This is a genomic window from Staphylococcus sp. HMSC14D10 (genome assembly GCF_001808125.1).
GTDB classification, from domain to species: domain Bacteria; phylum Bacillota; class Bacilli; order Staphylococcales; family Staphylococcaceae; genus Staphylococcus; species Staphylococcus haemolyticus.
On sequence record NZ_KV792260.1, the window covers coordinates 17,264 to 17,679 of the forward strand.

The window sequence follows — 416 nt, forward strand, 5'->3', positions numbered from 1 at the left end:
ATCCGATGCGTTAACCACTTCGCCACAACCGCCATGGCAGGGACAGTAGGAATCGAACCCACATCAAAGGTTTTGGAGACCTCTATTCTACCGTTGAACTATGTCCCTAAATTAAGATGGTGGAGGGGGGCAGATTCGAACTGCCGAACCCGAAGGAGCGGATTTACAGTCCGCCGCGTTTAGCCACTTCGCTACCCCTCCATGAGATGGTGCCGGCCAGAGGACTTGAACCCCCAACCTACTGATTACAAGTCAGTTGCTCTACCAATTGAGCTAGGCCGGCAATATATTGTTTTGATAAAATGGTGGAGAATGACGGGTTCGAACCGCCGACCCTCTGCTTGTAAGGCAGATGCTCTCCCAACTGAGCTAATTCTCCAATAATGGTGACTCCTACGGGACTCGAACCCGTGTTA

The 416-nt window shown here is 51.2% G+C and carries 4 tRNA genes; all 4 read right to left on the bottom strand.

What is annotated here, in order from left to right:
• Nucleotides 1-34: 34 nt before the first annotated feature.
• Nucleotides 35-108, bottom strand: a tRNA-Trp gene (locus HMPREF3134_RS08400).
• Between the two features lie 9 nt (nt 109-117).
• Nucleotides 118-201 (bottom strand) — tRNA-Tyr (locus tag HMPREF3134_RS08405).
• A 6-nt stretch (nt 202-207) separates the two neighbouring features.
• Nucleotides 208-283: transfer RNA gene (locus HMPREF3134_RS08410), tRNA-Thr, on the bottom strand.
• Nucleotides 284-303: 20 nt separating this feature from the next.
• A tRNA-Val gene (locus HMPREF3134_RS08415) sits at nt 304-379 on the bottom strand.
• Between the last annotated feature and the right edge of the window lie 37 nt (nt 380-416).